Here is a 23,125-nt window from a genome sequence, read left to right as displayed (position 1 = left end):
GGACACTGGAGTCATGAGCCAGCGCACAACCGCCCCGTCCGACCCGGTGCCCGACGAGGGCACCATCCTCCTGCGCGGGGGAGAGGTCCACTCGCCCGCCGACCCCTTCGCCACCGCCATGGTGGTCTCCCGCGGCCAGATCGCCTGGGTGGGCTCGGAAGGGGCGGCCGACGCCTTCGCGGCCGCCGCCGACGAGGTCGTCGACCTGGAGGGCGCCCTCGTCACCCCCGCCTTCACCGACTCCCACGTGCACACCACCTCCACCGGGCTCGCCCTCACCGGCCTCGACCTCACCGGGGCCGCCACCCGCGAGGAGGCCCTCGCACGGGTCGCGGCCCACGCCCGGTCCCGCCCCGACGCCCGGGTGCTCCTCGGCCACGGCTGGGACGCCGCCCGCTGGCCGGACGGCCGGCCCCCGTCCCGTGCCGAACTCGACGCCGCCACCGCCGGCCGGCCCCTGTACCTCTCCCGCGTCGACGTGCACTCCGCGGTCGTCAGCACCGCCCTGCTCGACCTCGTCCCGGGCATCACCGACCGGGACGGTTACGCCGTCGGCGCCCCCCTCACCCGGGACGCCCACCACGCGGTGCGCGCCGCCGCGCTCGCCGCCGTCACCCCCGCCCAGCGCACCGAGGCCCAGCGCGCGGCGCTGAGGCACGCGGCCTCGCTCGGCATCGGCTCCGTCCACGAGTGCGGCGGACCGGAGATCTCCAGCGAGGAGGACCTCGCCGGGCTGCTCCGGCTGGCCGGCCAGGAACCCGGCCCCCGGGTCGTCGGCTACTGGGGCGAGCGGGTCACCGGCCCCCGGGACGCCGAGCGGATCCGGGAACTCGGTGCCCTCGGTGCGGCCGGCGACCTCTTCGTGGACGGTTCCCTCGGCTCGCACACCGCCTGCCTGCACGAGCCGTACGTCGACGCCGCGCACCGCGGCACCGCCTACCTGGACGCCGCCGACATCGCCGCCCACGTGGTGGCCTGCACCGAAGCGGGGCTCCAGGCAGGCTTCCACGCCATCGGCGACGCCGCTCTCGCCACCGTGGTGGGCGGGGTGCGGGCCGCCGCCGACCGGGTCGGCCTGGCCCGGGTCCGGGCCGCCCGCCACCGGGTGGAGCACGCGGAGATGCTCACGCCCGACACCGTCGCCGCCTTCGCCGACCTGGGCCTCACCGCTTCCGTGCAGCCCGCCTTCGACGCCCGCTGGGGCGGTGCGGAGGGCATGTACGTCGAGCGCCTCGGTGCGGAGCGGGCCCGTACCCTCAACCCGTTCGCCGCCCTGCTGCGGGCCGGAGCCGCCCTGGCCTTCGGCTCGGACAGCCCGGTGACCCCGCTCGATCCCTGGGGCACCGTCCGTGCCGCGGCCCACCACCGGACCCCGGACCACCGGATCTCGGTGCGCGCCGCCTTCGCGGCCCACACCCGCGGCGGCTGGCGCGCGATCGGACGGGACGACGCGGGGGCGCTGGTGCCCGGGGCACCCGCCGACTACGCGCTCTGGCGTGCCGGGCCGCTCCTGGTCCAGGCACCCGACGACCGGGTGGCCCGCTGGTCCACCGACCCCCGCTCCGGCACCCCCGGCCTGCCGGACCTCTCGCCGGGTGCCGAACCGCCGCAGTGCCTGCGCACGGTGGTGGCCGGACGGACGGTGTACGTACGGCCGGGGGAGTGACGTACGACGGTGCGGTCCACCGGGGCGGGGGTGCAGTACCCACCGCCTCACCTGCGCACCCTCGATTTTGACCTGCGGTTTCCGGAAATTTCCGCAGGTTGTCGAGGTATTGACAGAAAGCTGCCGGGGGCGGGTAGGTTCGGCGGCGTCCACCACTGGACGTCCGACCGGCGAACGTCCGCGCAGTCGTCGAACGCCGCTGGGTCAGAGGGCGGGGCGCGTCCGGACGCCGCCCCGCCGCTGGGAGCCAGGCCCAGTTCCCGCGCCTCGGGGGCGGGGGAACGTTCCGGCTGGTCGGAGGTCCCCCCGGCTCCTCGGGGAGCACGGGGCGCGTGGCACCGGTGGGGCCCGGCCGCTCAGTAGACAACGGCCCCGGCCGACCCGCAGCCAGCGGGTCCCGGGCCGGCCCGAAGAGCGCCGGGCCCGATCCGTGCCCCGGGCCCGGCCCGGGGGACGACACCGGCCCGTCGAGGCCCTGTTGCGGCACGCCGGCGCGGGCCGTCCCACTATGGTGGACACCTGCGACGACTTGCACGAAGGGGCTCTTGTGAACGACGGCGACGCGATGTCCTCGGCCGGTGCCGAGGAACGGCGGTTCGGCCCACTGGGCACGGCCCTGGTCATCATTCCGACCTACAACGAGGCCGAGAACATCGCGTCGATCGTCGGCCGGGTGCGGTCCGCGGTCCCCGATGCGCACGTCCTCGTCGCCGACGACAACAGCCCCGACGGCACCGGGGAGCTGGCCGACCGGCTCGCAGCCGACGACGAGCAGGTCCACGTGCTGCACCGCAAGGGCAAGGAGGGGCTCGGCGCGGCGTACCTCGCCGGTTTCCGGTGGGGCCTGGAGAAGGGCTACGGCGTCCTCGTCGAGATGGACGCGGACGGCTCCCACCAGCCCGAGGAGCTGCCCCGGCTGCTGACCGCCCTGAAGGGGGCGGACCTGGTCCTGGGCTCCCGTTGGGTGCCGGGCGGCCGGGTGGTCAACTGGCCCAAGTCCCGGGAGTTCATCTCCCGCGGCGGCAGCACCTACTCGCGGTTGCTCCTCGACGTCCCGCTGCGGGACGTCACCGGCGGCTACCGGGCCTTCCGGCGGGAGACCCTCGAAGGACTCGGCCTGACCGAGGTGGCCTCGCAGGGCTACTGCTTCCAGGTCGATCTGGCGCGGCGTGCGATCAGGGCGGGCTTCCACGTGGTCGAGGTGCCGATCACCTTCGTCGAGCGGGTGCACGGCGACTCCAAGATGAGCAAGGACATCCTGGTCGAAGCCCTGTGGAGGGTCACGGCCTGGGGCGTCACGGAACGTTTCAGCAAGCTGAGGTCCCACGGGCCGGCGAGCACTCCAGCCCGCGAGCCCCGGCAGGGAGAGCCCAGCGGGACCGCCGGTCGCCGCGCCGGAGGGGCCTGAGCCGACCCGCCCGGGCACCTGAGCGGGGGACGCTCAGGATCGTTGACCCTCCCGCTTTATGCCGGACCGATGCCGGGCCAGGCACACTGGAGGCATGACGACCGGTGCACCGCCCCCGCCGCCTTCCACCCGTAGCCGTCCGGGCACCCTCCGGAGGCTCTTCCCGCTCGCCCTCGCCGCCTGGTTCGTGCTGGAGGTCTGGCTGCTGACCCTGGTCGCCGGAGCGGCCGGGGGGTTCGCCGTCTTCCTGTTGCTGGTCGCCGGGGTCGTGCTCGGCAGCGTGGTGATCAAGGCCGCCGGGCGCCGTGCGTTCAAGCACCTCAGCGAGGCGGTCCAGCAGGCCCAGAGCGGCGCGGCCCCCCTCTCCGCCCCCCGGCCCGGGGAGGGCAGCGGGCTGGTGATGCTCGCGGGGCTGCTGTTGATCGTTCCGGGGCTGATCTCGGACGCGGCCGGGCTGCTGCTCCTGCTGCCGCCGATCCGCAAGGGGGTCGGGCGGTGGACGGAGCGCACCCTGGAGCGCCGGATGTCCGCCGCCGCCCCCGGCTCGCTGGGAGGCGCCTTCCAGCAGGCCCGCATGCGCTACCCGGACGGCAAGGTCGTCCCGGGCGAGGTCGTCCGGGAGCAGGACGGTCCGACGGGGGACCCGCAGGGCCCCCGGCCGCCGCTGACCCCCTGAACCGGGCGTGTGGTGGCCCCGACGCCTTGGCGCCGGGGCCACCACACGGGGTGCGAGAACAAACGCCGTGGGCGGGTGCCACTCGATGTGGCACCCGCCCACGGCGTTTCGATCTGTGTCGCCCGGCCCGGGACGGGGTCAGGCGGACTTGCGGCTGTCCCGCGGATGAACGGCGATGTTCATCGCGCCGCTGCGGAGTACGGCGAGCCGCTCTTCGAGGACCTCTTCGAGTTCCTCGCGAGTGCGCCGCTCCATCAGCATGTCCCAGTGCGTGCGCGCGGGCTTCGCCTTCTTCTCCTCCGGACCTTCACCGTCCACCAGGAGTGCCTGGGCCCCGCAGACCTTGCACTCCCACTCCGGCGGGATCTCCGCCTCAACGGAGAAGGGCATCTCGAAGCGGTGCCCCTTCTCACATGCGTACTCCACGGCCTGGCGCGGGGCCAGGTCGATGCCGCGGTCCGTCTCGTAGCTGGTCACCACGAGGCGCGTGCCGCGAAGAGCTCGCTCACTCATGAATCGTGCCTCCCGGGCTTGTCGCCCACAGGACAGGTGTCGCTGTCGTCGTCATCCGGTCAACGTCCGGTCGGCGGTAAAGATTCCCGTTCCGGGCCCTGCGTCGCCGTCGTAGCCGCAGCCTTGTTGACCAATGCAGTACCCACCGGCGCCCGGTTTGTCACATCTACTAGGAGATGTCACCCAACGTTTCGGCTGGTTTGGCGCGCAGTAACGGTACGCCTGGCAGGCCAAAGGCGTACACTACCGCCCTTTGCGCTCGCGCGCTAAATCCGTTCCGGCACGGGATTGCCCGCGTCGAGCACCGCCCGGCGGACCGGCACCCGTGCCAGCAGCACGAAGCCGATCGCGAAGAACGCCACCAGGGACAGGATCGCATCCCGGTAGCTCCCGGTGAGCTGGTAGGTCAGGCCGAAGATCAGCGGCCCCAGCCAGGACATCCCGCGATCGCTCAACTCGTACGCGGAGAAGTACTCGGCCTCCTTGCCCGGCGGCACCAGGTGCGAGAACAGCGAACGGGACAGGGCCTGCGTACCGCCCAACACCAGGCCGATGCCCGCGGCCAGCAGGAAGAAGAAGACGGGCGCCCCGGCGGGCAGGAAGTAGCCGGCGCCCAGGATCAGCGTCCACACCACCAGGGAGGCGAGGATCGTGCGCTTCGCCCCGTGGCTGCGCGCCAGCCGCCCCATGCCCAGCGCCCCCGCCACGGCGAGGACCTGCACCAACAGCACCGCCACGATCAGCGTCGACTGGTCGAGCCCCAACTCCTCGGAGCCGTACACCGAGGCCTGGGAGATCACGGTCTGCACCCCGTCGTTGTAGACGAGGTACGCGAGCAGGAACGCGAGGGTGAGCGGTCGGCGCCGCATGTCCCGGACCGTCGCGACGAGTTGCCGCCAGCCGCCGCCGACCGCGGTGCCCGCCTCCGCGGCCGGAGCGCGCCGATCACGCAGGCGGCGCAGCGGGATCACCGTGAACGCCCCCCACCACAGCCCCGCCGAAGCCAGGCAGATCCGGACCGCGGTGCCCTCCGACACGCCCAGGTCCTCGTGGCGCAGGTACAGCGCCAGGTTGGCCAGCAGCACCAGCGCGCCCGAGGTGTAGCCGAAGGCCCAACCGCGCGAGGAGACCGCGTCCCGTTCCTCGGGCCGGGCGATCGACGGCAGGAAGGCGTTGTACAGCACCGTCGACACCGCGAGCGAGGCGTTGGCGACGATCAGGAGGAGGCCGCCGAGCAGGTAGCGGTCGCCCGACAGGAAGAACATCCCGGTGGTGGCCGCCGCCCCGAGGTAGGCGGCCAGCGCGAGCAGCGGCTTGCGGCGGCCGGTGCGGTCGGCGGTGGCGGCGGCCAACGGCATGAACAGGATCGCGACGATCACGGACAGGGAGACGGAGTAGGCGAAGTAGGACCCCGCGCGCACCGGGATGCCCAGCGGGTGCACATAGCCCTGCGCGTCCGCGGCGGTCTCGGCCACGTCCGTGAGGTAGGGCCCCAGGAAGACGGTGAGGACCGTCGTCGAGTAGACCGAACAGGCCCAGTCGTAGAAGTACCACCCGCGTCGTTCGCGTCGTCGCCCGGCGGCGTCGTCGGTCTCCGCCCGTACGGCCTCGGCCCCCACCGGCCCCCCTCGTCAGCCCGTCGTTCCCCGGTGCGGAAGGCCCTCCCGGGGTGCGCTCACGCCCATGTGCCCCGCTCGACCATGACCGAGCGCAGCGTGTCGACGCGATCGGTCATGATGCCATCCACGCCGAGGTCCAGCAGCGCGTGCATCCGTTCCGCATCGTTGACGGTCCACACGTGCACGGCAAGCCCCCGGGAGTGGGCCGCCCGCACGAAGCGCCGGTCCACCACGGGCACCCCGAAGTGGCGCTGGGGGACCTGGACGCACACGGCCGAGCGGCGCACGGCGGCCGGCAGCCCGTACGAGCCGAGCCGCAGCCCGAGGACGCCCCGCATCCCCAGGGAGGTGGCGAGCCGGGGGCCTCCGAGCCGCTGGGCCCGGGCCACCCGGGGTTCGGAGAAGGAGCCCACGCAGACCCGGTCCCAGGCCCCGGTGCGTCGGACCAGGTCCAGCAGCGGTCCGAGGGCGGCGTCCGTCTTGGCGTCCACGTTCCAGCGGGCGCCGGGGAACTCCTCCAGCAACTCCTCCAGGAGCGGAACCGGCTCGGTGCCGCCGACCCGGGCCCGGAGCACCGTCGACCAGGGCAGTTCGGCGATGCGCCCGGCCCCGTCGGTGACCCGGTCGAGGGTGGGGTCGTGGAAGGCGACCAGACGGCCGTCCGCGGTGGTGTGGACGTCGGTCTCCAGGTACCGGTACCCCGCCTCCACGGCCCTCCGGAAGGCGGCCGTCGTGTTCTCCAGACCGGAGGCGTCGCCCCCGCGGTGGGCGAACGCGATCGGTGCGGGGTGGTCCAGGTAGGGGTGGCGCGGCGGCGGTGTCACCGTGGCAGTATCGCGCGCCCGTCCGCCCCGTCGTGCACGGGTGCTCGGGGCGGGGGTGCGGGCTCCACCGCGAACACCCGCAGGAAGAACTGGGCGAGCGGCCCGATGGCCAGGGCGTAGAGCACCGTGCCCGCCCCGACCGTGCCGCCGAGGAGGAAGCCGCTGGCCACCACGGTGACCTCCAGTGCGGTGCGCACCAGCCGGATCGACCGTCCGGTCCGCCGGTGCAGTCCCGTCATCAGGCCGTCCCGCGGGCCCGGGCCGAAACGCGCGGCCAGGTAGAGTCCGGTGGCGACGCCGTTCAGCGCGACCGCCACCACCAGCAGCGGTATCCGCACACCGAGCGCCTCGACGTCCGGGAGCAGCAACAGGGTCGCGTCCATGGCGAGGCCGATGACGACGACGTTGGACACGGTGCCGAGCCCCGGCCGTTGGCGCAGCGGGACCCACAGCAGCAGCACCAGCGCGCCGACCGCGATGGTGACCGCTCCGATGGGCAGCCCCGTCAGGTCGGCCAGCCCCTGGTGCAGGACCCCCCAGGGTTCGAGGCCGAGTCCCGCCACGACGAGCAGGGCGCAGCTCACTCCGTAGAGCGCGAGTCCGCCGTACAACTGGAGCAGCCGTCGGGGGAGCCGGGCGGGCGGTCCGGTCGGTGCGGAGGGTCGGTGCGGTGGGGTGGAAGTCGACACGGTGCGCCCCTCGGTGGTCATAGTGGCCTGGCGCGTGCCACTCTGTGGCGTGGGGAACCAGCGGTTCCATGGCCAATTCAAGGAAGGTGGACTGAAGAGAATGGCTCAGTGGACCTCCACCGTGGGCTCGGCGCAGCTCGCCCGTCTCCTCGGCTCCCAGCAGGACCGTCCGGCCGGTCCCGGCAGCCGCAGACCGCCGGCGTACCGGGCCCTCGCGGACGGGGTGCGACTGCTGGTGCTGGAGGGGCGGGTGCCGGTGGGCGCCCGGCTGCCGGCCGAACGCGAACTCGCCCTCGCCCTGTCGGTGAGCCGCACCACGGTGGCCGCCGCCTACGAGGAGTTGCGCACCGAAGGGTTCCTGGAGTCCCGCCGGGGCGCCGGCAGCTGGACCGCGGTGCCGGCCGGCAACCCCTTCCCCGCGCGCGGCCTCGAACCCCTGCCCCCGGAGTCCCTGGGGTCGATGATCGACCTCGGTTGCGCGGCGCTGCCCGCCCCCGAGCCCTGGCTCACCCGCGCGGTGCACGGCGCCCTGGAGGAACTGCCCCCCTACGCCCACACCCACGGCGACTACCCGGCCGGGCTGCCGGCGCTGCGCGAGCGGATCGCCGCCCGCTACACCGAGCGCGGCATCCCCACCATGCCCGAACAGATCATGGTCACCACCGGGGCGATGGGCGCCACGGACGCGATCTGCCACCTCTTCGCCGGCCGGGGCGAGCGCATCGCCGTCGAGTCCCCCAGTTACGCCAACATCCTCCAGCTGATGCGGGAGGCGGGCGCCCGACTGGTCCCGGTGGCCATGGCCGAAGGGCTCGGCGGCTGGGACCTCGACCGGTGGCGCCAGGTGCTGCGGGACGCGGCCCCCCGGCTCGCCTACGTCGTCGCGGACTTCCACAACCCGACCGGCGCCCTCGTCCCGGAGGACCAGCGACGTGCCCTGGTGGAGGCCGCCCGCGCCGCCGGCACGGTGCTCATCGTCGACGAGACGATGAGCGAGGTCCACCTGGAACCGGACCTGACCATGCCCCGCCCGGTCTGCGGATTCGACCCGGCCGGATCCACGGTGATCACCGTGGGCTCGGCGAGCAAGGCGTTCTGGGCGGGCATGCGCATCGGCTGGGTGCGGGCGGCCCCCGACGTGATCCGCAGCCTGGTCGCCGCCCGCGCCTTCGCCGACCTCGGCACCCCGGTGCTGGAACAACTGGCGGTCAACTGGTTGCTGCGGGGCGACGGCTGGGAGCAGGCCGTGGCGCTGCGCCGGACCCAGGCCCGCGAGAACCGGGACGCCCTGGTCGCCGCGGTGCGGCGGGAACTGCCCGATTGGGAGTTCGGGGTGCCCGGCGGCGGACTCACCCTGTGGGTGCGCACCGGTGGCCTGTCCGGTTCCCGGCTCGCCGAGGTGGGGGAGCGGGTGGGCATCCGGGTGCCGTCCGGACCCCGGTTCGGGGTGGACGGGGCCTTCGAGGGGTACGTCCGGCTGCCGTTCACGGTCGGCGGGGCGGTCGCGGACGAGGCGGCGGCGCGGCTCGCCGCGGCGGCCCGACTGGTCCGGGGCGGAGCGGGCGGGGCGAACGGCGCCGAACCCACCCGCACCTTCGTGGCCTGAAGGGGGGGTCAGCCCTCCACGGCCACCGTCCCGGGCAGGGCGGGCGAGGCGTCCCGCACCTGCCGCACCTTCAGGGACTCGGTGTCCGGACCCGACTCCGCGCCCAGGGCGGCGGCCCGGTCGGCCTCCCGGTCGGCCAACAGGGCCAGCACCGCCGCCCGCCCCTCCTCGGGCGCCGTGTCGTCGTAGGGGTCGGGCGTCGCCGGGACCTGGAGCCGCAGGACCGGCCCGTCGCCCAGCCGGGCGTACCCGCGGCCCGGGGGCACCGTCGTGACGGGGGTGGTGCGCGGTGCCGCGCCGAGGACCCGGACGGTGTCCTCGCCCACCGGGCCCAGGGCCACGCGGGCACGGGCGTACTGGAGGAGCACGTCGGGCAGGACGTCGAGCGCATCGTCCTGCTCGGCGACGACGACCGTGACGCCCGCCGCCCGGCCGTGCCGCAACGGCACCTGGAGCAGGCTCCGCGGGTCGGTCGACCCCTCCCGGTCCGCGAGGTGGGCGAGGACGGAAGGGCGGTCCACGAACACGTACAGCGGGCGCCGGACGTCCTTGGGCAGGGGGACGCCGGCCCGTCGGGCCTCCTGGGCGGCGACCAGTCGGCGCTCCGTCTCCCGGGCGGCCCGCTCCAGCCCGGCGAGCGCCCCGCCGAGCCCGTACTCCACGTCGAGCACGCCGGGCCGCCCGGCCAGGGCGGCGAACTCGCCCGAGCCGGTGCCCTCCACCAGCAGCACGTCCCCATCCCGGAGCGCCTGGAGCGCCAGGGAGCGCAGCAGGCCGGTCGTCCCGCTGCCCGGACCGCCCACCGCGAGCAGGTGCGGCGCGGTGGACCGGGGACCGGTGCGCCACACCACCGGGGGTTCGTCCCGCACGCCCGCGTCGGTGCGGACCGGGACGGTGCGGGGCACCGAGCCCGGATCGGTGAAGCCGAGCACCAGCTCGCCCGGCGCCGTGACGAACCGCTGCGCCGTGATGTCGGTGGCCAGCGGGTCCAGGGCGGTCACGGTGAGCTCGTTGCCCTCCTCGTCCCAGTCGAAGCGGTACTCGCGACCGCGCCCGGACTTGGTGCGCAGCACGTGCTCCACCCGGGCGCGGGAGGCGGCCTCCCCGTCGGTGAAGGACGCCGGGTAGCGCACCAGCAGGCGGGTGAGCCGGCCGTCGTCGTCGAAGGCGAACGCGCCGAACGCCCGCTCCCAACCGCCGCCGTGGGCGTACCGGGGTTCCGCCGTGCCCTCCCCGGGCTCCCCGGGAACGGCGAAGTAGGGGACCAGCGCCTCGTACAGCGAGGCCAGCCGCCGGGCCCGGGCCGGGTCGGGCCCGGCGGGGGCCCCGGAAGCGCGGTCCCGGCCGTGCCAGGCCGCGGCGGCCATCAGGACGACGACGGCGAGCGGCGGTCCGTACGGCACCAGTGCCACCACCAGGACCACGGAGGCGGCCAGGAAGAGCAACCCCCCGCGCCCGTCCCGGGGGGTGTCCGCCCATCTGCGCCGCCCCGCCCCGACGAGGCGGCGCAGCCCGCGGGCGACGGTGATCAACGGATGGAGGACGTCGGCGGCGCTGTCGGCCGCCGATCGGGCCGCCTCCCGGCTCCGGGCGATCGGTGCGCTGCCGGTGCGCAGGAAGCGGGGGAGGGGGCGGGCCACGTCGAACTCCTGGAGGTGCGGGCGGTGGGGGGCGGGGCGGACGGTCAGAACTTGATGCCGCCCAGCAGGCTGGCGAGGCTCGCCCCGCCGGCCTTGATGCTGGGGGCGATCGCGGTGCTCGCCAGGTAGAAGCCGAAGAGCGAGCAGACCAGGGCGTGCGAGCCCTTGAGGCCGTCCTTGCGGAAGAACAGGAACACGATGATGCCGAGCAGTACGACACCTGAGATGGAGAGGATCATGGGGTTCTCCTGGTCGGTGGGGGACAGTCACCATGAGCTGTTCCAGGCTCACAGCCGGTATCCGTACGATAAAAGGTGCACATGGGTGAAAACGTCGCCGATTCCCTCGGGTGGGTCAGGGGTGTTCACCCGGCCGGCCGAGGGGACGCGCCCGGTGCGGTGGCACCGAACCCGCCGCGCCCGGCGCCGCCCGGCCCGCAGCCCCACGGGCAAGTACCCTGTCCGTTCACCCGTACGGCGGTCGCGCCCCCCGTCGTCGCCGGCCGGGGAGACCGCGGAGAACCAGAGGAAGGCACCGTTCGATGAGTGAAGCGCCCGACCCCGGCAGCGCCCCCGACGCCGATGTCGTGGAACTGGCGACCAAGCTCTACGGACTGGCCCGTGCCGGCGACGCCGACGGCCTCGCCGCCTACGTGGACGCAGGCGTTCCGGTGAACCTCACCAACGAACAGGGCCACACCCTCGTGATGCTGGCCGCCTACCACGGCCACGCCGGTGCGGTGCGGACGCTGCTGGCGCGCGGCGCCGACCCGAACCGGGTGAACGACCGGGGCCAGACCCCGATCGCCGGTGCGGTCTTCAAGGGGGAGGACGAGGTGGTCCGGGTGCTGCTGGAGGGCGGCGCCGACCCCACCGCCGGAACCCCGTCCGCCGTGGACACGGCCCGGCTGTTCGGCAAGGCCCACCTGCTGGACCTCTTCGGCGCCGCCTAGAGCAACCGCCCCTGACCAGGCGGAACGCCGGTCCGGGAAATCGGTCGCGGCATTGTGAACGCCTGGGTCATCATGACCACGTGATTCACGGACGCGACGGATGGGCAGGTGTTGCCGCACCGCGCGGGCCGTGAACGGCCCGGCCCGGGCCACCGACGAGAGGCAGAGGAAGATGGTCTACAGCAAGCAAGAGACGACGGGCGCCCCGACGTGTTGTCGCGTGACCTGCTGGTAGTGCGAGTTCCCGGTCGCGTCGACGCTTGATGTGAGGCTGTTTCCCATGTTCGATTCGGGCATAGCGCCCAGCGGCACGCTGCTAGGTCTCCTCCAGAGAGGCCGCGGCGACGGCACGCTGCACGCGCTCACCGCTCCGCGGGCGGATGCGCTCGCCGCCCTGAACCAGTGCGTTCTCCGAGACCCCCGCCACGACTGGCAGGTCGAGAACCGCTCCCTTTACTACGCCCGGCTCTACCTCGACCTGGACGGCGAGCTGACGGCCGTCGAAGCGCACCTCTTCCACCCCGAGGACGTCCTCGACCCGGGAGAGAACCGCACCGGGCTCGCCCTCGCCGTGCTGGGACACCTCGCCGCCTACGGCCGCCGCGACGCCCTGGAACTGCTGCGCCGGTACGCCGTGCACGGCGCCAACTGGGCCTGGGCCCTCGACGAACTCGCGCTGCGCGACGACGACGCGGGGCTGCGGGCCCTCGCCGTCCCCGTCCTCGCCCGGTTCGCCCGGGACGCCGAGGGCGATGCCGCCCTCGCCGCCGCGGTCCGCGACGCCTACGAACCACGACCCTGGCGCCTGTGGGCCGACGACCCCCGCGAAGCCGTGGCTACACGGGTGCGGGCCGCCCGGGAACAGGGCTCCTTCGACCGATGGCAGCGCCAGCTCGACTCCACCGGGCCGCGCCCGGACTGGAGCGTGCGCGCCGTCCTGGCCTGGGCCGACCGGGGCGCCGAACGCGGCACCCCGCTGCACGCGCCCGCCGCCCGCTGCCTCACCGCGGTGGCCGGCCCCGAGGACCGGCCCGACATCGTGGAAGCCGCCCTCGGTGGCTCGGACGGCGCTCGCTCCGCCGCCCTGCGCTACCTCGCCGACACCCATGACCCCCTCGCCCTCGACCTGGTCGAAGCGGCGGTCGCCTCCCCCTCGGCGACCGTCGTGGAAGCCGCCGTCGAATCCTTCGAACGCATGCGCAGCGTGGCCGCCGTCGACCGGGCACGGGCCTGGGTCCAGCGCCCCGACGCCCTCGGCGCCGCCGCCGGCCGGGTCCTGGCCTGCCGGGGCGGTGCCCACGACGCCGCCCTGGTCCTCGGCGCGCTCCGCGAGGCGGTCCGCTCCGAAGGGCCCGACGCGGCGACGCTGTGGACCCTGGTCGACGGAGCCGGCCGCCTCGGCATCGGGTGCGCGGCCCCCGTGCTGCGCCACGTCTACCGCGAGACAGCCTCCTCCCACCTGCGGGGGCGTGCCGCCCGGGCCCTCGCCGCGACCGACGGGTCGTTCCCCGCCGGATTCGCCGTCGAATGCCTGTGGGACTGCGAGGAGACCACCCGCGAGATCGCCGCACGGCACGCCGAGACCGGTGACGCCCGGGTGGTGGAGCGGCTGCGCAGGCTCGCCGCCGACCCCGCGGAGGAGGACGAGGTCCAGACGGCCGTCCGCAGCCGCATCGGCCCGGACGCCCCGGCCGTCTGACCCCGAGCGTCCCGTGAGTCGGGCCCGGTCGACGTTCCGACGTCGACCGGGCCCGACTCACCGACGCCCCGGGCGCCCGCCCCGGGCCGAGGCCACCACGAACCGCACCGGGGTCCCGGGCGCGGCCTGCGCCGCAGCCGCCAGGTCCGCCTCCCGGACCACCGCCACCACCGGATACCCGCCGGTCGTCGGATGGTCCGCGAGGAACACCACGGGACGCCCGTCCGCGGGCACCTGCACCGCCCCCAGCACCACGCCCTCACTGGGGAGTTCCGCGCCGACCGCCCGGTCCAGGGCCGGCCCCTCGGTGCGCAGCCCGACCCGGTTGCTCGCCGCGGACACCCGGTAGGCGCCGGTGGTGAGGGCGCGCAGCGCGCCCGCGGTGAACCAGTCGGCGCGGGGCCCGAACCGCACCCCGAGCACCAGGACCCCGGGCGGGCCCGGCTGCGGAGCCACGTCCACCCACCCGCGGGGCGGGCCCGGCGCCCCCAGGGGGAACACCGCGCCGTCGACCAGCGGGGCGGGACCCAGCCCCGACAGCAGGTCCGTGGACCTGCTGCCCAGGACCGGCTCCACGGCCACGCCCCCCGACAGCGCCAGATAGCTGCGGACCCCCGCCACCGCCCGGCCGAGGTCCAGCACCGCTCCGGCGGGCACCCGCACCGCCGTGCCCGGGCCGACCGGGCGGCCGTCCACCGTGACCCGGCACGGCGCCCCGGTCACCGCTACCCACACCGCGCACCGGGGCCGCACCGCGCAGCCGCTCAGCGTGGTCTCCAACACCGCGGCCCCGACCGGATTGCCGACCAGCCGGTTGGCGAGCGCGGCGGCCGGTGCGTCCAGGGCCCCGGACCTCGGCACCCCCAGGTGCGCGTGCCCCGGTCGTCCCCGGTCCTGCACCGTCGTCAACGCGCCGGCGCGCACCACCTCCACCGTCCGCTCACCCACCGGCGTCCCCGTCCCGGGCGACGAAGCGCACCGCGGACCCCGGCACGAGCAGCGCCGCCGGCACCCGCGCCGGGTCCCAGAGCGCCGCGTCGGTGGTCCCGATGAGCTGCCAGCCGCCGGGGGAGGCCCGGGGGTAGACCCCGGTGTACGGCCCGGCGAGCCCCACCGAACCACTGGGCACCGAGGTGCGCGGGGTGGCCCGGCGCGGCACGGCGTAACGGTCCGGCAGCCCCGTCAGGTATCCGAAGCCGGGGGCGAAGCCGCAGAAGGCGACCCGGAACGAGGCGCCGGAGTGGATCGACGCGACCTCCCCGGCGCTCACCCCCCAGCGGGCGGCGACCTCCGCCAGGTCGGGGCCGTCGTAGCGCACTGGTATCTCGACCACGCCCCCCGAGGCCGCCCCGGCGTCCGGCACCTTCCAGGAAGCCATCCGAGCGGCGAGGGCGCCGGGGTCGTCCACCCCGTCCAGGAGCACCGTGCGGGCCGCCGGCACGATCTCCACGGCGCGCAGCACGCCTGCGTCGCGACGGCGCACCAGCTCGGCGTGGAGCGCACGGGCCGCCCGGGCGCTGTCCACCTCGACCAACAGGGCGTGCTCCCCGACCTCCAGCGGCCTCATGCGAACGCCTCCACCCGCACCCCCGCCCGTTCCAGCTCGGCCCGCACCCGCCGGGCCAGCTCCACCGCGCCGGGCGTGTCCCCGTGCAGGCACAGCGACCGCGCCGGCACGGCGATCCGCTCGCCCCCGCGACTGGTGACGGAGCCGGTGCGCACCAGCTCCACCGACCGGGCCACCACCGCGTCCGGGTCGGTGACCACCGCCCCGGACGTGCCGCGGGGCACCAGGGTGCCCCCCTCGGTGTAGGCCCGGTCCCCGAACGCCTCGGCGACCACCGGCAACCCGGCTGCCCCCGCGACCCGGAGCAGGTGCGAGCCGGGCAGCCCCAGCACGGGCAGCGCGTTCCCGGCGAGCAGCACCCCCTCGACCACCGCGGCGGCCTGCGCCTCGTCGTGGACGACCCGGTTGTAGAGCGCGCCGTGCGGCTTCACATAGGCGACCCGGGAACCCGCCGCCCGTGCGAACACCTCCAGCGCCCCTATCTGGTACGCCACTTCGGCGGCCAGTTCGGCCGCCGGGACGTCCATCGCCCGGCGCCCGAACCCCGCCAGGTCCCGGTAGGACACCTGCGCCCCGATCCGCACCCCGCGTTCGGCCGCCGAGGCGCACACCCGCCGCATGGTCCGTGCGTCGCCCGCGTGGAACCCGCAGGCCACGTTGGCGCTGGTGACCACCGACAGCAACGCCTCGTCGTCGGTGAGCTCCCAGCGGCCGAAGCCCTCGCCCAGGTCGGCGTTGAGGTCGACGGTGACGGTGCCGCCGTCCGTGTTCATCGTGGTGCCCCCCTCGTTCGGCACGGCCGTTCCCCGGAACGGTAGAGGATCCCCGAAGACCCGCTCAACGCCGGCGGGGAGCCGCCGTGCCCCCGGGCCCGCGCCGGCGCCGCCCGGGCGCGCCGCCGGCGCGCCCCGCCACGGTTGGGGCCTGCCGGCGGGCTGTGCATCTGCGCCGTTTCGGTCGATGTCGGAGCGAGGACCTAGGCTGTGCCCCGTGACTTCGCCTGCCTCGACGGAACCCGCTCCGCCCCAGCTCAGCGCGGGGCCGCGGCCTGCCCCCGGCCCGGCCGCCGACGAGGGCCTGGCACGGCGGCTGCGCGCGCTGGCCTGCACCGCCCCGCTGCACGACCTCGACGCCCGCAAGGCGAACCTCGCGGGCGAGTACTCCGTCTACGGCATGGCGGAGGTGGCGCTCTCCGCCATCGACCTGATCACCCTCAACATGGACTTCGACACCGGCGCCGACCACGAGCAGATCGTGGCCCGGCTGGTCCCGCGCATCGCGGCCCAGGCTCCCGAGCGACCCGCCCGGGAGCACGAGCGGGTCGCCCGCTGGGTGCTGGAGAACCTGATCAACGTCGGCAGCGTCGACCGCGGCTTCCGCGCCGTCTACGGCACCTTCGCCACCGACGGCACCTACGTCCGGCGCGACTACGACTTCAAACTCGTCGAAGAGGTCTCCGGCTACGGCGGCGGGGTCTACCTGCGGACCACCGACGAGGCGGTCAACGTCCTGGTCGGGGCGCTCGACACCGATGTCACCAGTGCCCAGATCGCGGCCGAGGTGAAGCTGGAGGTCCTGATCAGCCGGGGCCGCCTCGCGGACGCCCAACTCGCCGCCGAACAGGCCCGCTACCGCACCGTGCAGTACTCCGAGACCCTGCGCCGCGCCCTGGACGCCACCCGGCGCAACGTCCGCGCGGTCGACTGGCTGCACGGCATCCCCGACATGATCGACGAGGCGCTCGACCACGTGGCCGACCGCTACCGCCACGAGAACGCCATCCTCACCAACATCCGCAAGGCCCGCGACGAGTCCGAGGACCCCGAGCAGAAACGGCGCGCCGCCGAACTCGTCGACATCGTCAAGGACTGCATCCGCCGGCACACCCAGCTCCAGTCCCGGCTGCTGGAAGCCGGCCCCCTGTTCCGCGCCGAACAGGACCGGCAGGCGTTCGCCACCCCCGCCGCCAGCGCCGGCCTGGACCTGTACGGGCACCTGGTCGCGCCGCTGCTGCCGCTCCCCGTCGAGCAGGCGAAGCGGGTCACCGACGCCTACTTCACCCGCGGCACCGGACTGCGCACCCCGGTGTCGGTCCGACTGGCCGACCTCGTGGACCTCCTGCTCACCCCGCCCCTGGAACGCGAGCACCTCGGTGCGGAGATGCCCGAGCCCGACCTGATCGCCACCCCGGACGACAGTCGCTTCAGCGACGAACAGCTCGCCCGGGCGATGCGGCTGCTGGACCTGTCCCCCGACGCGCCCCGCCGGCTGTCCGGGCTGCTCGCCGAGGCCCGGCGCACCGACGGGGACGAGGAACTGCCCTACCTGGTGGCCCTGCTCGCCGTCCATGCGGCGAGCCCCGCGGTGGGCACCGCCTACCGCCAGGGCGAGGAGAAGCTGCTGTTCGCCGTCGACGACGGCACCCCCCTGGACGACCCGGGGTTCGGCGGCGCCGACCTCATCGTGGGCACCGCCCTGCTGGACGCCGCCGGCATGGCCGCCGCCCGGACGGAGGCGGTGTGACCCCCCGGCCACCCGCGACCAGCACCACCCGCACCATCCGCACCGCGCACCACCCGACCGAGGAGAACCAGCCGTGAGCGACCACCACGCAGACACCGCCGCGTGGAGCGACGCGGAGGAGCGGCACCAGCCCGCGGCGCCCCCCGCCGTCACCCCCGCCGACACCGCCGACGCCGCCCGACTGGTCGCCTTCGGACTCCAGCCCAAGCTCCAGCCGGCCCGGGACCAGGAGTACACCGAACTCCTGCGCCGCTACCGCGAGGACCCGGCCTTCGCCCGCCTCGCGGACGCCGTCGCCACCGGCCTCGGCCTGGTCGTCCTGGAGGTGTCCCCCCGCGCCGGCATGGCCGTCACCGCCGCCGAGGACTCCGTCTTCGCGGTGCGCATGGGGGACTACGCCCGCCGCACCGCCACCGACTCCACCGACCGCTTCCTGCACGGCCTCGCCCACCTCGCCGTCGCCGCGCTCGCCTTCCCCCGACCCGAGGACCTCGTCGACGACGGCTACGTCGGCCGCGTCACCGTCAACGGCGTCGACGCCTTCGTCCGGCAGGCGTGCCGCCGACTGGAGGAGAACGCCGCCCGGCAGGGCGAGAACACCGACCCCGCCACCGACGCACCCGGCCTGGAGGCCGCCTGGCGGATCTGGGCCCGGCGCAGCTCCACCGGCGCCACCAAGGACGCCCGCCGCCTCGCCGGCTCCACCACCGGCATCGTCGCCAAGGCCGTGGCCTTCCTCACCGACTCCGGCTTCCTCCAGCGCACCGGGGACGACGCCGGAGGCACCTACCGCACCACCGCCCGCTACCAGCTCCAGGTCCGGGAACTGGCCGGCGGCGCCGCGATGGCCGAACTGCTCGACCTCGGTGTGGTCCCGGTCACCGACGGCGCCGCCACCCTGCTGCCCGCCGACGAGGTCGACGACCTGGAGCTCGTCGCCGACGCCGGGCTCCCCTTCCACTCCTGACCCCGGGCCGGTCGCGCTTCCCGCCCGGCCGGCCCCGCCCCCGCCCCCCCCACGTCCACGTCCTCGACGAGAGTCCGCCGCCATGTACGAGCTGTCCCGGGTCCGCCTCTACTCCATCGGGCCGGCCGGTGCGCGCTACGCCGACACCGTGCTGGACCTGCGCGGGGTCGGCGCCCCCGTGCCCGACCCCGCCCCCGCCCAGGCGGAGTTCTTCGAGGCGGAACCGGTCGGCCCGCCGCGTCGCCCCGCTCCGGCGGGCGTGCTGTTCCTGGAGAACGGCGGCGGCAAGTCCGTCCTGCTCAAACTGATCTTCTCGGTGATGCTGCCGGGCCACCGCAACACCCTGGGCGGCGCCAGCTCCGGCGTGCTGCGCAAGTTCCTGCTCGCCGACGACTGCGGCCACGTGGCCCTGGAGTGGCAGCACACCCTCACCGGCGAGTGCGTGGTCGTCGGCAAGGTCAGCGAATGGCGCGGACGTCAGGTCTCCAACGACCCCCGCAAGTTCGCCGAAGCCTGGTACTCGTTGCGCCCCGGCCCCGGGCTCAGCCTGGACAACCTGCCCGTCGCCGAGTCCACCGCGGTCCGCCCGCCCGTCGAGGGCGCCTCCGGCGCCCGGGGCCGCCGCCGCACCATGAAGGGCTTCCGGGACGCGCTCACCGAGGCCGGCAAGGCGTACCCGCACCTCGACGTGCACTGGGAGGAGACCCACGAACGCTGGACGGACCACCTCGGTGAACTGGGACTCGACCCCGAACTGTTCCGCTACCAACGCGAGATGAACGCCGACGAGGGCGAGGCCGCCGGTCTCTTCGCCGTCAAGAAGGACTCCGACTTCACCGACCTGCTGCTGCGGGCCGTCACCGACACCCGCGACACCGACGGGCTCGCCGACCTCGTCAGCGGCTTCGGCAACAAGCTGGGCCGCCGCGCCGAACTCATCGCCGAACGCGACTTCACCGCAGGCTCCGTCGACCTGCTCGGCAAGATCGTCGATGCGGCCGCGACCCGCAGCGCCGCCCGCGAGGTGCACACCGCCGCCGAACGCCGCACCCGGGTCCTGGCCCGCCGGCTCGGTGCCCGCGGCGCCGCCGAACACCGCCGCGCCGCCGACCTCGCCGGCCGGGTGACCGCCGCCGCGCAGGCCGTCACCGAGGCCGAACGGGCCCGCGAGCGCACCGACCTGATCGCCGCCGAACTCGCCTTCCGACACGCCTCCCTCGCCCTGGCCGGTGCGGAGAAGGCCGCCGCCGCGCAGAAGCGCGAACTCGTCGACGCCCGTACCCTGTACGCCGCCTGGCAGGCCGCCGAAGCCGTGCTGCGGCACCGCGCCGCCGCCGACCGCGCCGCCCGGGTCGCCGCCGCCATCCTGGAGGCCGAGCGCGACGCCGCTCCCGCGCTCGCCGCCCGCACCCGGGCCGCCACCGACCTGGTGCGCGCCCTGCACGCCGCGGCCGGGGACGCCGAGGGCCTCGCCAACGACGGGGAGGAGCGCTCCGCGGCGCTCCAGGAGGCCGGCGAGGCCGCCCACCGGGACGCCACCGCCGCCGCCACCGAAGCCCAACGCGCCCGCAGCGAGAGCGGCCACCTGCGTCAGCGGCTGGCCGAGGTCGAACAGGAGACCGCCGAAGCGGTGCGCGCCGGCTGGCTGGACGACACCGCTCCCGACGCCGACCCGGCCAGGGCCGCACTCGCCGCCAACGACGCCGAACAGACCGCGGTCGCCGCCTGGGACGCCGCCCGGGAGGCGGCCTCCCGAGCCACCGAAGCGGCCCGGGAGGCCGCCGCCGCCGAGTCCCGGGCCGAACTCACCGCGGCCCGCGCCGCCGACGCCGCGCAGGCCGCCCACCGCGCCTACGACGCCGAGCGGCTGGCCGCCGAGGCACTGGCCGCCGAGGAACGCCTCGCCGAACTCCTCAGCCTGCCCGGCGCCCCCGCCCGCGCGGCCGAGGGCCACGGGGTGCCCCAACCCCGCCGCGGCACCGTCACCCCGGCGCCGGCCCCCTTGGGCGCGGAGGAACTCGACCGCGTCGCCGACGACCTGCGCCGCCTCCTGGACGACGGGGTCGCCACCGCCGAGCGGCACCTGTTCGACCTGCGCACGGCAGCCGCCGACGACTCGCGCATCCTCGGAGCGCTCGGCGACGGCGGACTGCTGCCCCCCGGCCCGGACGTCCTCGCCACCGTCGAGTTCCTCGGCGAACAGGGCATCCCCGCCCTGCCCGGCTGGCGCTACCTCGCCCAGGCCGTCGACCCCGCCGACCACGCCCGGGTGCTCGCCGCCCGCCCCGAACTCGTCGACGGCGTCATCATCACCGACCCCGACACCCACGCCCGGGCCCGTCAGGCGCTGACCGGTGCCGCCCTGCTGCCGCGTTCCACGGTCGCCGTCGGCACCGCCGCGGCCCTGCTCGCCCCCACCCCGCCCACCGGCGACGGGGACGCCGCCGACGCCACCGCCGTGTTCCTGGTGCCACCGAACCCGGCCATGCACGACGAACACGCCGCTGACGAGGAACGGCACGCCCTCCGCGCCCGGGCCACCGCCCGCGACGAGGAGATCCGCGGCCTCGCCGCCCGGCTCGGCAAGGACCGGGAGCTCTCCTCCCGCCTCGCCTCCTGGCGCACCGGCTGCCCCGCCGGCCGCCTCGCCGAACTCGCGACGGCCGCCCGCGCCGCCCGGGACTTCGCGCAGGAGGCCGAAGCCGAACTCGCCGAGGCCCGGGTCGCCCGCGCCGAGACGGAGGAGACCGCCGCCGAGGCCACCCGCGTCCGCGAGGAACGCCAGGAGGTCGCCCAACGCGCCCGCCGCGCCGCCGACGCCCTCGCCGGCCTCGCCTTCCGCCTGCGGGAACGCGCGGGCTGGCAGGCCCGCTTGCGGGAACTCGCCGACGAGGCCGTCGAGGCGGAGGCCCGCGCCCAGCACTGCCTGGACCGGGCCCGCGCCGCCGACGAGGACCGCCGCGCCGCGCAGCGCGCCGCCGACGACGCCCGCCGCACCGCCCGCGCCCTGCGCGCCGAGCGCGCGGACATCGCCGGAGCCCCCGACGACCTCGCGGCACCGGCCGGCGACCCCCTCGACCCGGCGGCGCCCACGGTGTCGCTGCCCGCGCTGCGGGAGGCGTACCGGGCCGCCTCCCAGGTGTACGAGAAGGTCGGGGTCGGCGCCGACCTGCGCGCCGAGCAGGCCCGGGCCGAGAGCGACGAGAGCGCCGCCCGCACCGAACTCGACCGGCTCAGCAACAAGGTCCGCACCCGTGCCGGACACCTCCTGGAGTCCCCCGAGGGCGCCGACGGCCCCTCCCGACAGGCCGCCGCCGCCCGCGCCGAGGAACAGGTCCACCTCCTGGAGAACCGGGCCTCCGTCGCCAGCGAGCAGCTCGGACGGCTGCGGGGCGACACCGAGCGGCTCGCCCCCGAGGACGGCGGGGCCCACACCGAACTCCCCGACGACCAGGTGCCCACCGGCGTCGACCACGCCCAGTCCCTGCTGCGCGCCGCCACCGCCGAGTCGGCGGCCCGCGGCGAGGCGGTGCGACAGGCCCGCGACGCACACGCCGAACTGGTCCGTTCGCACCGGGCGGCGGAGGACGGGGCGGGGGGCTTCGAGGAGACCGCGGCCCTGCTGCGCGACCAACTGCGCGACCACCCCGTCGAGTCCGCCGAAGCCCCGGAGGAGGAGCCCGAGCCCTACTCCGGCACCCTGGCCGAGGCCCGTACCGCCGCCACCGAGACCCGGCGCGCCCTGCGCGGGTGCGCCGCCGAACTCGGGGCCGCCGACACCGCGGTCCGCGAGGCGAGCGACGTGCTGGTGCGCCACGCCAACTCCACCCGCTACGAGCAGGTCCGCACCCCGGCGCGCCAGCAGATCCGCGAACTGCCCGCGTCGGCGCTCCCCGAGCACGCCCGGAAGTGGGCCGAGGCGTTCGCCCCCCGGCTGCGGGTGCTCACCGACGAACTGGCCCAGCTGGAGCGCAACCGGGAATCGATCGTGGACCGGCTGCGCGGGCTGGTCGAGTCGGCGCTGGCCACCCTGCGTTCGGCCCAGCGGCTCTCCCAACTGCCCGAGGGGCTCGGCGAGTGGTCGGGGCAGGAGTTCTTGCGCATCCGCTTCGAGGAGCCCGACCAGGCCACCCTGGTGGAACGGCTCGGCGAGGTCATCGACGAGGCGACGCGGGCCGCCGTCCGCAAGAACTCCGACCTTCGGCGGGACGGCATGTCCCTGTTGCTGCGCGGGGTGCACGCGGCGCTCCAGCCGCGCGGCGTCTCGGTGGAGATCCTCAAACCGGACGCGGTGCTCCGCGCCGAGCGGGTACCGGTGGGGCAGATGGGCGACGTCTTCTCCGGGGGGCAGTTGCTGACCGCGGCGATCGCCCTGTACTGCACCATGGCGGCCCTGCGCTCCAACGACCGGGGCCACGCCCGGCACCGGCACGCGGGCACCCTCTTCCTGGACAACCCCATCGGCCGGGCCAACGCCACGTACCTGTTGGAGCTCCAGCGCGCCGTCTCGGATGCGCTCGGGGTCCAACTGCTCTACACGACGGGCCTCTTCGACACCACGGCCCTCGCGGAGTTCCCGCTCGTCATCCGGCTGCGCAATGACGCCGACCTCCGGGCGGGGCTGAAGTACATCAGTGTGGAGGAGCACTTGCGGCCCGGGCTGCCGCAGGCCAGCGCGAGCGACGAGGGGGTCCACGGCGAGATCACCGCCACCCGGATGTACAAGCGACCGGCGCCCACGGCCTGAGCCGCCCGGGCGGGGCCGCGCCGACGGCA

18 protein-coding genes are annotated in these 23,125 nt (G+C 75.4%); 9 read left to right on the top strand and 9 right to left on the bottom strand.

All coding sequences use genetic code 11. From position 1 onward, the window contains the following. The first annotated feature begins 13 nt into the window (after positions 1-13). From ACSMX9_RS02555 to fxsA, 3 genes are all read left to right on the top strand, one after another. A complete protein-coding gene (locus ACSMX9_RS02555; protein ID WP_445399626.1) occupies positions 14-1,666 on the top strand; it encodes an amidohydrolase in 1,653 nt (550 codons plus the stop codon). A gap of 547 nt (positions 1,667-2,213) precedes the next feature. Next, positions 2,214-3,074, top strand: coding sequence for a polyprenol monophosphomannose synthase (locus ACSMX9_RS02550; RefSeq protein ID WP_351240650.1), 861 nt, complete (start codon positions 2,214-2,216; stop codon positions 3,072-3,074). 94 nt (positions 3,075-3,168) lie between these two features. After that, the gene (fxsA, locus tag ACSMX9_RS02545; RefSeq protein ID WP_445399624.1) at positions 3,169-3,750 is read left to right on the top strand and encodes an FxsA family membrane protein; all 582 of its coding nucleotides are present in this window, start codon (positions 3,169-3,171) and stop codon (positions 3,748-3,750) included. Between the two features lie 138 nt (positions 3,751-3,888). On the opposite strand, the gene ACSMX9_RS02540 is transcribed toward fxsA, so the two are convergent. The 4 genes from ACSMX9_RS02540 to yczE all read right to left on the bottom strand — a co-directional run bounded on the left by ACSMX9_RS02540 (position 3,889) and on the right by yczE (position 7,416). Continuing rightward, positions 3,889-4,263, bottom strand: a complete 375-nt coding sequence (locus tag ACSMX9_RS02540; RefSeq protein WP_099500427.1) for an RNA polymerase-binding protein RbpA — start codon at positions 4,261-4,263, stop codon at positions 3,889-3,891. Positions 4,264-4,529: 266 nt separating this feature from the next. After that, the gene (locus tag ACSMX9_RS02535) at positions 4,530-5,882 is read right to left on the bottom strand and encodes an MFS transporter (protein WP_445399622.1); all 1,353 of its coding nucleotides are present in this window, start codon (positions 5,880-5,882) and stop codon (positions 4,530-4,532) included. A gap of 56 nt (positions 5,883-5,938) precedes the next feature. Then, positions 5,939-6,706 carry a glycerophosphodiester phosphodiesterase gene (locus ACSMX9_RS02530; RefSeq protein WP_445399620.1) on the bottom strand — a complete coding sequence of 256 codons (768 nt, stop codon included), beginning with the start codon at positions 6,704-6,706 and terminating at the stop codon, positions 5,939-5,941. Next, positions 6,703-7,416: a membrane protein YczE gene (gene yczE, locus ACSMX9_RS02525; protein WP_445399618.1), complete on the bottom strand. Its 714-nt coding sequence runs from the start codon at positions 7,414-7,416 to the stop codon at positions 6,703-6,705. Before yczE ends, ACSMX9_RS02530 begins: the two co-directional genes overlap by 4 nt. A gap of 79 nt (positions 7,417-7,495) precedes the next feature. Between yczE and ACSMX9_RS02520 the strand changes: the two genes are divergently transcribed. Beyond that, positions 7,496-9,001, top strand: coding sequence for an SCO1417 family MocR-like transcription factor (locus tag ACSMX9_RS02520; protein WP_445399616.1), 1,506 nt, complete (start codon positions 7,496-7,498; stop codon positions 8,999-9,001). Between the two features lie 8 nt (positions 9,002-9,009). Here the strand turns inward: ACSMX9_RS02520 and ACSMX9_RS02515 are convergent, their stop codons facing one another. Both ACSMX9_RS02515 and ACSMX9_RS02510 read right to left on the bottom strand, forming a co-directional pair. Further along, entirely contained in the window at positions 9,010-10,641 is a 1,632-nt protein-coding gene (locus ACSMX9_RS02515; protein ID WP_445399614.1) for a hypothetical protein, read from the bottom strand. Positions 10,642-10,685: 44 nt separating this feature from the next. Further along, positions 10,686-10,880, bottom strand: coding sequence for a hypothetical protein (locus tag ACSMX9_RS02510; protein ID WP_351248210.1), 195 nt, complete (start codon positions 10,878-10,880; stop codon positions 10,686-10,688). Positions 10,881-11,182: 302 nt separating this feature from the next. On the opposite strand from ACSMX9_RS02510, the gene ACSMX9_RS02505 reads away from it, so the two are divergent. Beyond that, positions 11,183-11,593 (top strand): ankyrin repeat domain-containing protein, encoded by a 411-nt coding sequence (locus tag ACSMX9_RS02505; RefSeq protein ID WP_366117743.1) that lies wholly within the window; start codon positions 11,183-11,185, stop codon positions 11,591-11,593. A gap of 280 nt (positions 11,594-11,873) precedes the next feature. Further along, positions 11,874-13,292, top strand: a complete 1,419-nt coding sequence (locus tag ACSMX9_RS02500; protein WP_445399612.1) for a HEAT repeat domain-containing protein — start codon at positions 11,874-11,876, stop codon at positions 13,290-13,292. 57 nt (positions 13,293-13,349) lie between these two features. On the opposite strand, the gene ACSMX9_RS02495 is transcribed toward ACSMX9_RS02500, so the two are convergent. The 3 genes from ACSMX9_RS02495 to ACSMX9_RS02485 are packed head-to-tail and all read right to left on the bottom strand — an operon-like array spanning position 13,350 to position 15,632. Further along, complete coding sequence (locus tag ACSMX9_RS02495) at positions 13,350-14,240, bottom strand: biotin-dependent carboxyltransferase family protein (RefSeq protein WP_445399610.1); 891 nt, start codon at positions 14,238-14,240, stop codon at positions 13,350-13,352. Continuing rightward, the gene (gene pxpB, locus ACSMX9_RS02490) at positions 14,233-14,859 is read right to left on the bottom strand and encodes a 5-oxoprolinase subunit PxpB (protein WP_445399608.1); all 627 of its coding nucleotides are present in this window, start codon (positions 14,857-14,859) and stop codon (positions 14,233-14,235) included. The genes ACSMX9_RS02495 and pxpB overlap by 8 nt, the downstream gene beginning before the upstream one ends. Beyond that, positions 14,856-15,632 carry a LamB/YcsF family protein gene (locus tag ACSMX9_RS02485; protein WP_445402868.1) on the bottom strand — a complete coding sequence of 259 codons (777 nt, stop codon included), beginning with the start codon at positions 15,630-15,632 and terminating at the stop codon, positions 14,856-14,858. Before ACSMX9_RS02485 ends, pxpB begins: the two co-directional genes overlap by 4 nt. A gap of 217 nt (positions 15,633-15,849) precedes the next feature. On the opposite strand from ACSMX9_RS02485, the gene ACSMX9_RS02480 reads away from it, so the two are divergent. The 3 genes from ACSMX9_RS02480 (at position 15,850) to ACSMX9_RS02470 (ending at position 23,096) form a co-directional block, all read left to right on the top strand. After that, a complete protein-coding gene (locus ACSMX9_RS02480; protein ID WP_445399606.1) occupies positions 15,850-17,382 on the top strand; it encodes a hypothetical protein in 1,533 nt (510 codons plus the stop codon). 73 nt (positions 17,383-17,455) lie between these two features. Beyond that, a complete protein-coding gene (locus ACSMX9_RS02475) occupies positions 17,456-18,349 on the top strand; it encodes a hypothetical protein (protein WP_445399604.1) in 894 nt (297 codons plus the stop codon). Positions 18,350-18,431: 82 nt separating this feature from the next. Continuing rightward, positions 18,432-23,096: a hypothetical protein gene (locus ACSMX9_RS02470; RefSeq protein ID WP_445399602.1), complete on the top strand. Its 4,665-nt coding sequence runs from the start codon at positions 18,432-18,434 to the stop codon at positions 23,094-23,096. Positions 23,097-23,125 lie beyond the last annotated feature (29 nt).

It is taken from the genome of Streptomyces sp. LE64, from assembly GCF_052606915.1.
Note: the sequence above shows the minus strand (reverse complement) of the source record. Positions and strands in the feature narration are given on the sequence as shown.

What these genes read in the sequence shown, in the direction of transcription:
- ACSMX9_RS02555 (WP_445399626.1), top strand. Translation starts at nt 14, where the DNA reads ATGAGCCAGCGCACAACCGCCCCGTCCGACCCGGTGCCCGACGAGGGC.
- ACSMX9_RS02520 (WP_445399616.1), top strand. Translation starts at nt 7,496, where the DNA reads ATGGCTCAGTGGACCTCCACCGTGGGCTCGGCGCAGCTCGCCCGTCTC.
- fxsA (WP_445399624.1), top strand. Translation starts at nt 3,169, where the DNA reads ATGACGACCGGTGCACCGCCCCCGCCGCCTTCCACCCGTAGCCGTCCG.
- ACSMX9_RS02485 (WP_445402868.1), bottom strand. Translation starts at nt 15,632, where the DNA reads ATGAACACGGACGGCGGCACCGTCACCGTCGACCTCAACGCCGACCTG.
- ACSMX9_RS02540 (WP_099500427.1), bottom strand. Translation starts at nt 4,263, where the DNA reads ATGAGTGAGCGAGCTCTTCGCGGCACGCGCCTCGTGGTGACCAGCTAC.
- ACSMX9_RS02510 (WP_351248210.1), bottom strand. Translation starts at nt 10,880, where the DNA reads ATGATCCTCTCCATCTCAGGTGTCGTACTGCTCGGCATCATCGTGTTC.
- ACSMX9_RS02470 (WP_445399602.1), top strand. Translation starts at nt 18,432, where the DNA reads ATGTACGAGCTGTCCCGGGTCCGCCTCTACTCCATCGGGCCGGCCGGT.
- yczE (WP_445399618.1), bottom strand. Translation starts at nt 7,416, where the DNA reads ATGACCACCGAGGGGCGCACCGTGTCGACTTCCACCCCACCGCACCGA.
- ACSMX9_RS02500 (WP_445399612.1), top strand. Translation starts at nt 11,874, where the DNA reads ATGTTCGATTCGGGCATAGCGCCCAGCGGCACGCTGCTAGGTCTCCTC.
- ACSMX9_RS02505 (WP_366117743.1), top strand. Translation starts at nt 11,183, where the DNA reads ATGAGTGAAGCGCCCGACCCCGGCAGCGCCCCCGACGCCGATGTCGTG.
- pxpB (WP_445399608.1), bottom strand. Translation starts at nt 14,859, where the DNA reads ATGAGGCCGCTGGAGGTCGGGGAGCACGCCCTGTTGGTCGAGGTGGAC.